Source organism: Kosakonia sp. YIM B13588, from assembly GCF_042788165.1.
GTDB lineage: Bacteria > Pseudomonadota > Gammaproteobacteria > Enterobacterales > Enterobacteriaceae > Kosakonia > Kosakonia sacchari.
The window spans coordinates 827018-839628 of record NZ_JBHZPO010000001.1 but is presented as its reverse complement, the minus strand read 5'-3'; the positions used below and the strand labels follow the sequence as shown (position 1 = coordinate 839628).

Sequence of the window (12611 nt, the reverse complement as noted above, 5' to 3'; positions counted from 1 at the left end):
AGCCTGGCACACCGTGTTTTCTGATGACGAAATGAACAGATTCACGCTCCCTTTTCCGCGCAAAGCCGGACGATCAACCGGGTCCTTCACTGCCAGCGGCCAGCAGCGGAACCACCACATCGCTGATGGGCGTGGCAATGCCATGTGTGCGACCATAGCGCTGCACCACGCCGTTACGGATATCCCACTCCAGCGGACGGTTGGCCTGGCGGTCGGCGAGAATGGATGTGCCTAAATCCGCCGGCGCACGATGAAAACCGTCAACAATCTCCTGGGCCACGTTATCGCTGAGCACCGCACCTTCCGCCCGCGCAACCGTCAGGCATTCGCGCAGGTACGCCAGCGCCAGCGCGGTAATATCCTCGCGCGAGAACATGCCGGCGCGGCGATTGGCGAGCACCATCAGACCGGCGACCGCATTTTGCAACAGCTTGCGCCAGGCGATCGACGCAAAATCCGCAGACAACTCAACCGCGCAACGTGTACCGCTGAGCGCTTTCACCACCCGTTTTGCCTGCGGCACATCCGGCAGCGTCAGACGCGGTCTGGCGCGCAACCAGACAGACGCATCCGGCTCTCGCTGCGCCGGGAACCAGACGACGGACGGCAGCACGCTTGCGCCGTTGACCAGCGGGGCCAACTGGTTTTTCTGCTCGACGCCGTTTTGCAGCGCGCACACAACCGTGTTTTCATCGCATAACGTCGCCAGCCAGCCGGCGCTGTCCGCAACCTGGGTGGTTTTTACCGCCACAAATACCAGATCGAACGGCTGACTAAGCGCTGCTGGATCGCTCAATACCGGGCCGGGCACCACAATTTCCCCCTCATCGTGGCGCAGAATTAACTGCGGGTGGGCGGTTCGCCCGCACAAAACGGGTGTGCGACCCACTTCATGCAGCGCCGCCGCGATAGTGGTGCCGATAGCCCCGGGGCCAAGCAGCGCAATTGTCGGAAAATCAGACATGGTGAGTTCTCCTGATGTGGTTAACCAATCATTACTGTGCCGGTCGCGATCACCGTACACGCCAGCACTTTTCTTAGCGTTAAGGTTTCGCCGAGAAACAGATAACCCAGTAGCGCGGCAAACAGAACGCTGGTTTCACGCAGCGCTGAAACCGCCCCCATTGGCGCGGTCGCCATCGCATAAATAATGATGCCGTAAGCCAGCAGCGAAACCAGTCCGCCTGTAGCGGCAAGCAATACCTCGGGACGCCAGCGCAGTAAATTTTTTGCGCCGCGAAGCGCGATATAGAGCGCTGGCATCAGCACGCCCCATAACGCGCTCATCCACATGGTATAGGCGATCGCGTCACCGGCGATGCGCACGCCAATGCCATCCACCACGCTGTACGCGGCGATAAACGCGCCAGTGGCCAGTGAATATTTCAGACCCGGCATCGCCAGACGGCGGTGTTGCAGGGCAAGCAGCAGAATACCGCCGGAAATCAACCCAATGCCAGCCAGCGCGTTCACGGCTACCTTTTCCCCGGCAAACAGCGCCGCCCCCAACGTCACCATCAGCGGTGAAGAACCCCGCGCAATCGGGTAGGTTTGCCCGAGATCCCCGCTCTGATAACTCCGTACCAGACACAGGTTATAGCCGACATGCAGCAGCGCTGACAGCAGCGCGTATTTCCAGCTGGCATAAGCCGGTAAGGGTAAAAATGGCGCGGCGACAACGCAGGTGAGGGCTATCGTCGCGCACATGATGGTCATCGACCATAACCGATCCGTGCCGCCGCGTAAGAGCGTATTCCAGCTGGCATGCAGCAGCGCGGCGAATAATGTCAGCAAAACAAGGTAAGTGGGCATGTATCGATGCTAATCAGCACATGCCCGGATGAAAAGTGAAGTGTCGTCATTCAACCATGAGTAAATACTCATGCTTAGCGATAGTTAAGCTGTGCCTGTTGTGATTCTGCCAACAGCCAGCTGCGGAAAGTCACAATGTGCGGCTGCGTTTCGATCCCCTGCGGGCAGACAAAATAATAGGCGGCGGGCGACGGAAAAGGGACGTCAAAAAGCCGCACCAGCGAGCCATCGGCTATCTCTTTTTCAACGTGCCCACTGCGCGCCAGCGCAATTCCCTGACCCAGCAGCGCCGCTTCAATGGTCATATTGGTATCGGCGAAACGTACGTTCTCATGCAGCACATCGGTATTCACGCCAACCTGCTTAAACCAGGCGTCCCATTTGGGAACCAGATCGGCGCCATCGCGCGTCAGCAGCGGGTAGCGCAGCAGTTCGGCAGGTTCATCCGGCGTGCCAAAACGCTGCAAAAGCGCCGGACTGGCGACCGGGAAAAGCTGTTCGCGGAACATAAATTCCGTGTGCAGCGCCGGATAATTCCCGTGACCAAAGCGGATCGCCACGTCGGCATCGGTGCTGGCGAAGTTAATGGCCTGGTCGGTGCTTTCCAGCGTCACCAGAATTTCCGGGTGTAAGCGCGTCAGTCCCGGCAAGCGCGGGAGCAACCATTTCAGTGCGAAAGAGTAGGTGGTGTTGACGCGCAGTCGCACCCGGCCTTTTTGCTCACGCAAATCCGCCAGCGTGGTTTCCAGTTTGCTGAAAAATTCACGCACCAGCGGTGCGAGCGCGGCACCGGCGGGTGTCAGGCTGAGAGTCTTTCCGCGCTGAAACAGCGGCAATCCCCAGATTTCCTCGAGGTTTTTTAGCTGATGGCTGACGGCACTTTGCGTAATACACAGCTCTTCTGCCGCCGCGGTAAAGGTGGTGTGGCGGGTCGCTACTTCAAATGCGCGCAGTGTCGCAGTGGGGGGAAGATCACGCATTATACGGTTCCTGTTAATGAGCTAATGCTCATAACACCCTATGCCGAAACCGTGGGGAAAGCTATGCGAACAGAACAGTAAGCTGCCACCAATCAGAGCAGGGTAACGGTGCTGTCTAACCAGCCCGGAAGATGTTGCCGATACCAGTCGAGATAGCGCTGAAGATCGGTTTTTTGCCGCTCAGCAAGCAGCGTGACCACTTCGGTGACAATCCACGCTTTGGCAATGGCAATCTCCCGGCTGAGTTCGCGCGGTGTTGCATGATCCGAAATACGACAATAGCGCTCGGCAAGCGCCTGAAAGGCGTGTGTGGCGCCCATCCCTTTTATCAGAGGGGCGAGGTCAATCGCCGGGCTTCCCGTGGCAAATCGCTCCCAGTCGAAAAGCACCAGCTCGCCGTTATCCCGTCGTCCCCAGTTACCCGCATTGCTGTCGCCGGATATTAACCCCGGATGGCGAAAGAGCACCTCGCTACACTGCTGAAAACGGCGCAGTTGTTGCGAAGCCTGTTCCGGCAACGCCAGCAGCGCCAGCGATTTTTCCAGCGCGGAAACTGACCAGCTGTGAGTGTGATAGCGCCATGCCGCGTCTGGCGCAACGCGATGCAAGCGAGCCAGCATGGCTAACGCCTCATCGCTGGCCACGGCATCCTGAGAAACCGGATGGGGAATATACTCAAGCCTTACTAACTGTCGCGCCGGATCGGCGAATAACAACTCTGGCGAGGCAATCTTTGCTGCGTTGAGCCGGTGCGCCGCATGTTGATAGAACGCATACTCGACCTCACTGACGGGATATTTTTCAATGACGCGCTGGCCGTGCTCATCAACAAAAAGCGCCACCTTGGCGGCGCCCATTTTTGATAAATCCTGAGCTGTCATCCCTTTTCCTTTGCGCGCTGGTCGAGCGTTTCAGTGTAGCCTGGATGGTGGCGACGCGAAGAGCGGTTTACTCCTGCGTCGCCTGCTCCTGAACATGCAGGCGATACTGTCTTGGCGTTAATTGATACTGTTCGCGAAAGGCGCGGCAGAATGTCGATTGCTGCTGATAACCCAGCTGCAGCGCAATATCCGTAATAGAGCGATGCGTTTCGCTCAGTAGCGCTTTTGCGATCACCATGCGGCGATAGCGGATATACACGCCAGGCGACATGCCGGCGATTTGTTTAAAACCGCGCTGGAAATGCCAGGCAGAGTAACCGGATTTTTTCGCTAACACGCCAAGCGGTAACGGTTCGGCAATATTGCTCTCGATCCACTGGAGAATATCCTGGATGGTTAAGCTCATCAGATATAACGAGGACTGTTTTCTCATATCAATACCTGCTGTTAATGCGCAGCGTTTGGGGAAGCCATCAATATTTCCTCCCCAAACGCAAACGAGTAATCACGGCACTGTATTCGCGGGCGGATGATATATTTCTGCCCGTCAGATTATCCGCATCAGCAATCTTCAATAATTAAGTAGACGGCATTCAGCGGCCCGTGGACGCCGACGACTTTAATCAGCTCAATATCGGCCGTCGAACTTGGCCCGGCGATAAGATTGATACACGAGGGAAGCGTTTCGCCTTCCTGCACCCGCTGGCGCAAAACGTGCGCCAGTTGCGTGACGCCGTACAGCAATCTGCTCTTATAGATAACGAACACGGTGGTGGTGGGCAGCAGGCTGATAGCGCGCCCCTGTAGCGGGGAGGAAAAGAGCACCACACCGCCGGTTTCGCACAGACCATATTCGGCGTAGACCACGCCAATACTGGCTTGTGCGGCGCGACGCAGGTTCTCTTCTCCGCCCGCTGAATCCCAGCAATGTGCTGGAAACGTATTCTGCAAATGCGCCGTGATACCGACGTTTGCCAGCCGGGCGTCGCCGCTAATCAGCAGCGGGCCACCGCCGTACTGGTTACAGATCCGTTCGGCAAGCTGGGGGATTTTCGCCAGCGGAGCCACTTCGCAGTGGGCCTGCATAACCGTTGTCGCGTATTCGATAAAACTGTCGCAGGGGTGCTGCTGGATCTGTCCGGCATAGCGGCTTGTCAGCGGAGCGTGCCCGGCAAACTCCAGCGGCTGCGGTATCTGACGCGGTTCGCGACCAAGCCGTCCGGCAATTTTTTGTATAAATGCATCACGGTTTTCCATCAGGCTTGCTCCCCGTTTTTATGCTGTTTTTGGTGTTTTTTAAACCAACTGCGGAAACTCTCGCCATCGGCAGCGGGCAGATCGCGGGCCTCCGTCCACTTGCCGATGGCTGAGATGGTAAAGGGCATTTTGCCGTTGCGGATCATCAGTTGGGCGGCGCGTGCGCCAGCGACCATGCCTACTTTCCACAGCCGGGGGTGACGGTTGGCGTAATTGAACAGGTGAACGGTGTGTCTTTCCATCGCTGGCGTTCTTCCGCTTTCCGCCAGCGTGCGGCGGTGCTCAAGGATCAGTGACGACAGCGGAATGCGCACCGGGCAGACATCATCGCAGGCGGTGCATAACGAGCAGGCATAGGGCAGGTTTTTGAAATCATCATAACCGCCGAGCAACGGCGTGAGCACCGCGCCAACCGGGCCGGGATAAATCGAGCCGTAACCGTGTCCGCCAATATGACGGTAAGCGGGGCAGGTATTCATGCAGGCCCCGCAGCGGATGCAGCGCAGAATGTCCTGGAAAGGCGAGCCCAGCATTTGTGAGCGACCATTGTCGACAATAACCAGATGGAACGATTCCGGTCCGTCGCTCTCCATGCCGCCTTTCGCGCCGGTAAGCCAGGTGTTATATCCCGTAAGACGGGCGCCAACCGCGCTGCGCGCCAGCATCGTCAGGATAATATCCAGCTCAGCGAATGTCGGCACCACGCGCTCCATGCCCATTACGGCAATATGCGTTTTTGGCACGGTGGTACAGAGCCGGGCATTGCCTTCATTGCTCACCAGGCTGAGCGTGCCGGTTTCCGCAACCGCAAAGTTGCACCCGGTAATGCCGATGTCGGCGCTGAGGAAGTCCTCGCGGATCTTCTGGCGAATAAAGCGCGTCATGGCTTCTGGGGTTTCGGGGCCGTTATAACCCAGCTTTTCGCGCAACACGTGCTGAATTTGATGACGATCTTTATGAATAGCCGGGACCACCACGTGCGAGGGGGCATCTTTGGCGAGTTGCAGAATATACTCGCCCAGATCCGTTTCCACGACCTCAATACTAGCCGCTTCAAGCGCGGCGTTCATGCCGATCTCTTCGGTCACCATCGACTTCGATTTAACGATTTTGCGCGCCTGCTTTTCCCGGGCAATCTGCAAAATATAGCGGGTGGCATCTTCACGCGTATCAGCAAAAAAGACGTGACCGCCGTTGGCGCTGACCTTTTCGCTTAACTGGTAGAGATAGGCATCCAGATTATCGAGAACATGGGCGCGAATTTCAGCGGCGCGCGAGCGCCAGTCGGGCCAGTTTTCCAGTTCATCGACCATTTTCTGCCGATTAATGCCAATCCGATCCTGCGCGTTCGCCACGGCATGGCGCATTACCGGATCGTCAATTTGTTGTTGTACCCGGTCATAAAAAGGGACATTGCTGGTTTTTAGCGACATGGCGTTTCCTTAGCGGCTCATCAGCACATCAGCGATATGCAACACACGTACGTTTTGGCCTTCACGCTGTAAACGCCCGCCAATATTCAGCAGGCAACTGGCATCCGCGCCAATCAGGTAATCCGGCCTGGCTTGCATGATATGCGCGACCTTTTCTTTCACCATTTCGCCGGAAATTTCGGCCATTTTGACCGAAAAAGTGCCGCCAAATCCGCAGCAGGTTTCCTGGGCGCTAAACGGCACAATTTCCAGCTCACGCACCTCGCGCAGCAGTATTAGCGGTTCATCACGCACGCCGAGCTTACGAAACAGGCTGCACGAGGGGTGGTAGACCGCCCGCCCCGGCAGGCGCGCGCCGACGTCGGTTACGCCAAGCTGGTTAACGATAAAGGAGGTCAGATCAACCATGCGGCTGGCAACCTTTGCGGCACGCATCGCCCACTCAGGTTCTTCGACGAGCCAGTCCGCATAGTGGCGGATCGCGTTCATGCAGGAACCGGCAGGCGAGATAATCGGGTAGTCGTTGATTTCCAGCGCCGCAATCTGCGCTTTCATGCCCGGCAAGGCGTCACGAATGTAGCCGCTATTAATTGCCGGTTGACCGCAGCAGCCCTGTTTTTCAGGAAACTGGACATGGCAGCCTAACTGTTCGAGTAGCAGGACACTGTTTCGCGCCATGCGCGATTTAAGTGCGTCCCCAATGCAGGTAACAAAAAAATTTACGTTCATATTATTTAGCTTCCAGCGAAGATAACGGCATAACGTTATTTTTCATTTCAGGCAGGCGGCGAGGGCGTTTGCGCTTACCTGTTTACGCGTCTCTTTAGCGCGCCACGCGCAGCCCGCCGGTGACGCCGCGGCTTAATACGATTTGCCAGAGCTGGATATTTCTGGCGCGAAATGCGCCCGCGCAGGCAGTGAGGTAATAATTAAACATGCGGTGAAATTGCGTGGAGTAATTGCCTGCTATTTGCGGCCAGGCCTGATTAAAACGGCGATGCCAGGCCATTAATGTTTTGTCGTAATCGGCGCCGAAATTATGCACATCTTCGATAACAAAATAGGGCTCGCTGGCTTCAGTAATCTGTTTTAAGGAGGGTAGGCAGCCATTCGGAAAAATGTATTTATTGATCCAGGGATCGACATTATGCAGGGTTTTATTCGACCCAATGGAGTGCAGTAAAAACAGACCATCCGGCTTCAGGCAGCGATCGACGGCGCTAAAATAGGTCGCATAGTTTTTCGGGCCGACATGTTCGAACATGCCGACGGAGACGATGCGGTCGTAGCGTTTATCCAGATCGCGGTAATCCTGCAACAGGATGCGAATATCCAGCCCCTCGCTGTGGCTTTCGGCGTAGGCTTTTTGCTCTGCTGAAATGGTGATGCCTTCCACGCTGACGCCATAATGGCGCGCTGCGTATTGTGCTAAACCGCCCCAGCCGCAGCCGATATCCAGCAGCGTCATGCCCGGTTTAAGCTGCAGTTTTTCACAGATCAGCGCGAGCTTATCTTCCTGCGCCGCACAGAGTTCATCGGCGTTTTTCCAGTAACCGCACGAGTACTGCATATGCGGATCGAGCATACGGTTAAACAGATCGTTACCCAGATCGTAATGCACTTCGCCCACTTGCCAGGCGCGGCGACGGGACTGAGGGTTGACGATGCGCGCCGCAGCGATGCGCATCAGATCGGCGAAACGCGCCGGGCGCTGCTCATCAAGCCGGGCGCGCAATAGCTTGTCAAAAAACGCATCAAGCTGTTTGCAATCCCACCAGCCCTCCATATAACTTTCACCGAGCCCGAGTGAACCCTGCTGCAACACGCGCCTGAAAAAACGCGTGTCATGCACGCGGATATCCCAGGGTTCGGGGCCATTAATCCTGATACCTGCCTGAGACAGCAGTTCCTGGACGATCCGCAGCCAGTGGCCGGGTTTACTGATCACATCGACGGTACATTCGTTAGCCATCATCTTTCCTTCAACGTAGCGTGCGCTCAGCCGGTAATTTCCCCGTCATTCACTGCCCGTCAGTGCGAAAAGGGCTTATCGCTCAGGCAGCTGGCTGGTAAATTGTTCACAACGGGTGAAATATATTTATGACCCGCTCATTATTCAGGAAACCCGTTTTGCCTGCGCTGTGCTATCAAGACAAACTTCATCGAATAGAGGTCAGGTTGTTATGTGCTCTAAGCTTGTGTTGCCGCCTCGTCAGCCCATTAGTGGCCAGCCCGCGCCGGTGCTGATGGCCTTGCCGCGCCCGGTGTACTTTCGCAGTTACCCTTTACGCGGCGATACGGGCGTGGACATGCACGAGCATCCATTCGCGGAATTTCTCTATGCGCGTGAGGGAAGTATGCGGGTGGAAATTGAAGGCAAGACGCTGGTGGTGCCTGTGCTTTATGGGGTCTGGATCCCGGCGCGTGTGCCGCACCGTCTTCTTGCCGGCAGCGACGTATTGCTGGAAAGCCTGTATGTGGAAGCCGATTTCGCCACTATCCCCTTTAGCGGCAGTAAGGTGGTGGTGGTGAGTGATTTTGTGCGTGAGTATATTCACTACGCCACGCAAAACGTGCCGGAAAAGTATGATGCTGCAGGCGATGATGCGCAGTTAGTACAGGTGTTGATTTCATTGCTCAGAGGGTTACCCGATGCCGGATTATCGGTCTCCTGGCCGGTATCACCTTTGCTGACGAAAGTTTGCAGCCAGATCCAGAAAACGCCCGGCGACGCGCACAGCATTGAACAGTGGGCCTCCTGTAGCGGTATGTCAGTGCGCACGTTTTCACGTCGTTTCAAAAAGGAGACCGGCGTCGCGTTCAGCGAATGGAAAAAACGGGTGCGTTTGCTGGAATCCGTAGTGATGTTAAAAAACAAGCGCAGCGTAACTCAGGTGGCGCTTGAGCTTGGCTATTCAAGCCCGGCCTCGTTTACCTTTGCGTTTCGCGCCATGTTCGGCGTGCCGCCAACGCGCTATTAATTAACCGCCTGCCGCGCTTTTTCAGCCGGCCGTCAATCATACTGCCGCGCTTTGCGAACGCCGGAAAAAAGACGGCGTAGCCACCAGATAACCAGCGCCAGCAGGGCTATTGCGCCCAGCACGGCAAACGCCACGCTGTAGGAGTATTTCGCCGCTATTGTTCCCGCCATCGCCGGGCTGAATGCGGCCCCGACACCTTGTAACAGCATGATAAAGCTCTGCCCGGCGTTGGTGTGCCCGCTGCCTTCCAGCAATTTAACGATATAACCGGGTACCGCCACGCCCAGTAGCCCTGCGGCCACGCCATCCAGTATCTGAACCGGGATCATAAAAAGCGGCCCGGCCGAGATGCAGGCAAGCGCCGCGCGCAGCGGCAAAACCAGTAGCGCTGCCGTAATCAGCAACGGGTAACCATATTTTCCCGCTCTGGCGGCGGCGAATAAGGCGACGGGAATCATCACCAGTTGCGAAATAATGACGGTCGCCGCCGCATACACACCGGCGCTCATTTCCCCGCCTGGCGCGGAGGCCACCCGCATACTGAGCATCGGCAGCAGCGCCGCGTTAGCCAGATGAAACAGCATCAGCGTCACGCCGGTCGCGATAAGGGCGGGGTGAGTGATAATCGCGGAAAGTCTGGGGACGACCGCCGGATCTTCATTGTGACCGAGACCCCGTGCGGCGCGGTTATCAATGTCGTTATTGCGAATAGCAAACACCGCGAACGTTGCGCATATCGCCATGCCGGTCATCAGAATAAAAACGGCATCAGTACCGAAGTACCACACCAGTATGCCGGCCAGCATCGCGGCGCTCATATTTCCGCCGTGATTAAACGCCTCGTTCCTGCCCATCTGATGGTTAAACCCTGACGAGCCGGTTAAGCCAAGCGTAATGCCCATTAACAGCGGCGCAATAAACGCGGCGGATACGCCGGTGACAAGTTGTGAAAAACCAACGACAAAAAGAGTCGGAAACGCCCAGAGCAGCAGTGTGGCGGCAGTGATCAGCAAACAGCAGGCGACGAGAATGCCGCGCTTATGCCGCGTGGCGTCAGCGACCAGCCCGGAAGGCATGGTCGCCACCAGACCCGCCAGACCACCGGCTGTCATCATCCAGCCAATGTTGTCTGCTTGCCAGTGATGTTCCGTGAGAAAGATCCCCAAAAAAGGGCCAAGACCGTCTCTGACATCCGCCATGAAAAAGTTCACTAAACAGAGTGCCTGCAGCGATCGTAACGGCATAGAAGCCTTTTTTGTGTCCATGGTGCAGCGTTCCTGAAGTATCGGTGGGTTCCGCATCCTGAAAGCGTATTGTTATCCCTTTCGGCGGCTGGCAGACAAAACAGATGCCTTATCGCACACCTGTGAGAAGGGATAATAATCGGCTTTCACGTCAATCATATGATACATAAATGTAACATTCTGTCGTGCTGGCGAAGGGGAGTGTGAAAGGCGGTCGACTACAAACGTGTGATAAATCTGCATCGTCAAAGCGACTGACGATGCAGACGATATGTAACGGCTATGCCAGCAAAATCACACCCCAGACAACGGCGACCATCAGCAGCGCAGTCGTTTGGGCGGCACTGCCCATATCTTTGGCGTTTTTTGAAAGCGGGTGGCGTTCCAGTGAAATGCGATCGACCACCGCCTCGATGGCAGAATTTAGCAGCTCTACTAACAGGCTGATAAAGCACACGGCCAGCAGCAGCGCGCGCTCAACCCCGCTGACGTTGACAACCAAAGCAGTAATCATCAATACGCTATGTAAAACCAGCAGCTGGCGGAACGCCGCCTCGCCATACACGGCGGTAAGAAAACCGTCGCGCGAAAAGATAAGCGTACTGACGATCCGCGCGATGCCGGTTTTGCCGTGAGAATATTTGCCTGTTGCGCTGGGGCCTGACGATTGCATGTGCATCTCCTGACGAAAGGTTTGAACGCGCAGTATGCAAAACGAGATGTCAGGAAATTGTCAAAACCATATCGGAAACAGAAACCAGGCAATAAACAACCGTGGTTAGCGCGTGCGCTGCATATCCAGCGTAAAGCGGCAGCCTTGATCTGAGCTTTCAACCGTCATGCGCCAGCCAAGATGCTCCACAATGCGCTGCACAATCGATAAACCAAGCCCCTCGCCATTTTGCTGCGTGCCGGACTGAAAGCGCTGAAAATGGCGCGGATCGATACTCGACGGCAGGCCAGGGCCGGTGTCCGAAATGGTCAGGGTTGCGCCGTGCAGCGCCAGGCGGATCTCTCCCGCTGCGGTGTACTGGCAGGCATTGCGCAGCAGGTTCCAGAAAACGCTGCGCGCCAGCTCAGCATTGGTCTGTATGTGGGTCTGCTCCGCGGCATCCAGTATCAGCGCGACGGGCTTTTTTGCCAGCCAGGGCTGGCAGCGCGCGATGCACTCTTCGAGCACAGGACGAAGCGCAACCTCGCTGCGGGGCAGGGTTTGCGGATCGCGTGAAAGCAGCAGCAGACACGTCAACTGGCGTTGCATCTCCTGGGTGGTGCGCACGATCCGCTCCGCGCCTGGCAGCAGATGGCTGTTGGCAGGTAACTGGTGCATGATAGTTTCCGCCGCACCGCCAATGATCGCCAGCGGGGTGCGCAATTCATGACTGGCATCGCCGACAAAGCAGCGCTCACGCTGGAGAAACCGCTCCAGTTCCTCGCTGTGTCGGGCAAACGCGCGCGCCAGCACGCCGATCTCATCACTCGCGTCCTGGAAAGGTAACGGCTTTTGATTGCGCGCGACGGCGTTGGCCAGCCGTGTAATGGGAACGGTAACGCGCGCCGATGTTAAGCGGCCAATCCAGAAGGCGCACAGCACGCACAACAGAATGATAAGCGGCGCGAAACCGTCAATCATCCACTCCAGCCAGGCATAACGATTGCCATTCTGCAGCAGGTAGTAGCGCTGGTTATGCAGCGTGAATACCAGCAAGTGCTGTTCGTCGGGTACTTTCAACCGGTGGTAACCTGGCGTGTACTGGCGCAGCGCATCGGGCGCGGTCTGCGCGTTGTAGAGCTCGCTGCCTTGCGGCATGGCGGGGAGGATGCCGCTGGCAATCTCCTCTTCCAGCCGGGGGGCTTCGTCGCGCAGGCTTTCCGCCATCGCCCAGGCGCGGAGTTCGTCGTAGTCGAGCTGCTCGGCCACGACCACAAATGCCATCACCGCGACCATCAGCAGCACAAATGAAACAGTAATGCGCGTATTGAGCGTCATCTGCTGGTAAAGGGATTTCATGATGGATGCTCT

The 12611-nt window shown here is 56.7% G+C and carries 13 protein-coding genes; 1 reads left to right on the top strand and 12 read right to left on the bottom strand.

Going from position 1 to position 12611, the window contains the following annotated elements:
- Positions 1 to 73: 73 nt before the first annotated feature.
- The 9 genes from ACFX4U_RS03920 to cfa form a co-directional block, all read right to left on the bottom strand.
- Positions 74 to 964 (bottom strand): oxidoreductase, encoded by an 891-nt coding sequence (locus ACFX4U_RS03920; protein WP_313507480.1) that lies wholly within the window; start codon positions 962 to 964, stop codon positions 74 to 76.
- Positions 965 to 984: 20 nt separating this feature from the next.
- The gene (locus ACFX4U_RS03915; RefSeq protein ID WP_313507481.1) at positions 985 to 1812 is read right to left on the bottom strand and encodes a DMT family transporter; all 828 of its coding nucleotides are present in this window, start codon (positions 1810 to 1812) and stop codon (positions 985 to 987) included.
- 74 nt (positions 1813 to 1886) lie between these two features.
- On the bottom strand, positions 1887 to 2792 hold the full coding sequence (gcvA, locus tag ACFX4U_RS03910; RefSeq protein ID WP_313507482.1) for a transcriptional regulator GcvA: 906 nt from the start codon (positions 2790 to 2792) through the stop codon (positions 1887 to 1889).
- A gap of 92 nt (positions 2793 to 2884) precedes the next feature.
- Positions 2885 to 3673 (bottom strand): phosphotransferase, encoded by a 789-nt coding sequence (locus ACFX4U_RS03905; RefSeq protein WP_313507483.1) that lies wholly within the window; start codon positions 3671 to 3673, stop codon positions 2885 to 2887.
- Positions 3674 to 3740: 67 nt separating this feature from the next.
- Positions 3741 to 4106 carry a helix-turn-helix transcriptional regulator gene (locus ACFX4U_RS03900; protein ID WP_313507484.1) on the bottom strand — a complete coding sequence of 122 codons (366 nt, stop codon included), beginning with the start codon at positions 4104 to 4106 and terminating at the stop codon, positions 3741 to 3743.
- Between the two features lie 128 nt (positions 4107 to 4234).
- The gene (locus ACFX4U_RS03895) at positions 4235 to 4930 is read right to left on the bottom strand and encodes a lactate utilization protein C (protein WP_313507486.1); all 696 of its coding nucleotides are present in this window, start codon (positions 4928 to 4930) and stop codon (positions 4235 to 4237) included.
- Entirely contained in the window at positions 4930 to 6363 is a 1434-nt protein-coding gene (locus ACFX4U_RS03890) for a LutB/LldF family L-lactate oxidation iron-sulfur protein (protein ID WP_313507487.1), read from the bottom strand. The genes ACFX4U_RS03895 and ACFX4U_RS03890 overlap by 1 nt, the downstream gene beginning before the upstream one ends.
- 9 nt (positions 6364 to 6372) lie before the next feature.
- Complete coding sequence (locus ACFX4U_RS03885; RefSeq protein WP_313507489.1) at positions 6373 to 7092, bottom strand: (Fe-S)-binding protein; 720 nt, start codon at positions 7090 to 7092, stop codon at positions 6373 to 6375.
- Between the two features lie 94 nt (positions 7093 to 7186).
- On the bottom strand, positions 7187 to 8335 hold the full coding sequence (cfa, locus tag ACFX4U_RS03880) for a cyclopropane fatty acyl phospholipid synthase (protein ID WP_313507491.1): 1149 nt from the start codon (positions 8333 to 8335) through the stop codon (positions 7187 to 7189).
- Positions 8336 to 8546: 211 nt separating this feature from the next.
- Between cfa and ACFX4U_RS03875 the strand changes: the two genes are divergently transcribed.
- Positions 8547 to 9344, top strand: a complete 798-nt coding sequence (locus ACFX4U_RS03875) for an AraC family transcriptional regulator (protein WP_305735857.1) — start codon at positions 8547 to 8549, stop codon at positions 9342 to 9344.
- Between the two features lie 32 nt (positions 9345 to 9376).
- On the opposite strand, the gene ACFX4U_RS03870 is transcribed toward ACFX4U_RS03875, so the two are convergent.
- From ACFX4U_RS03870 to ACFX4U_RS03860, 3 genes are all read right to left on the bottom strand, one after another.
- Positions 9377 to 10588: an MFS transporter gene (locus ACFX4U_RS03870; RefSeq protein ID WP_313507579.1), complete on the bottom strand. Its 1212-nt coding sequence runs from the start codon at positions 10586 to 10588 to the stop codon at positions 9377 to 9379.
- Positions 10589 to 10868: 280 nt separating this feature from the next.
- Positions 10869 to 11261 (bottom strand): diacylglycerol kinase, encoded by a 393-nt coding sequence (locus ACFX4U_RS03865; protein WP_313507493.1) that lies wholly within the window; start codon positions 11259 to 11261, stop codon positions 10869 to 10871.
- Positions 11262 to 11366: 105 nt separating this feature from the next.
- Positions 11367 to 12599 carry a HAMP domain-containing sensor histidine kinase gene (locus ACFX4U_RS03860; RefSeq protein ID WP_313507495.1) on the bottom strand — a complete coding sequence of 411 codons (1233 nt, stop codon included), beginning with the start codon at positions 12597 to 12599 and terminating at the stop codon, positions 11367 to 11369.
- Positions 12600 to 12611 lie beyond the last annotated feature (12 nt).